Genomic DNA, 269 nt, shown 5'->3' with positions numbered 1-269 from the left:
GTATTATTCCAGTGAAACGTGTTTACGCGAGAACGTTTCAGTGTTTGTTTAGTTTCTACAATTTCCACGCGGCAAATAACGTGAAAAATGGCTGACAGTGGTCTCAAGAGAAATATCCCCATCAAGCTTGGCGATTTTTCGGTTATCGATACAGAATTCTCAAGCATCAGAGAGCGCTTCGATGCCGAAATGAGGAAGATGGAAGAAGAAATGAGCAAATTCAGATCAGAACTCATGAACAGAGAAAGCAACAATTTCTTCAAGAGCAC

At 40.9% G+C, this 269-nt stretch carries 1 protein-coding gene; it reads left to right on the top strand.

Going from position 1 to position 269, the window contains the following annotated elements:
- Positions 1 to 87: 87 nt before the first annotated feature.
- A partial coding sequence (locus tag F0U47_RS23055; RefSeq protein ID WP_223162882.1) for a hypothetical protein occupies positions 88 to 269 on the top strand: 182 nt, incomplete at its 3' end.

It is taken from the genome of Nocardioides antri (assembly GCF_008373765.1).
Classification (GTDB): Bacteria; Actinomycetota; Actinomycetes; order Propionibacteriales; family Nocardioidaceae; genus Nocardioides; species Nocardioides antri.
This window is presented reverse-complemented; position numbering and strand designations above follow the sequence as displayed.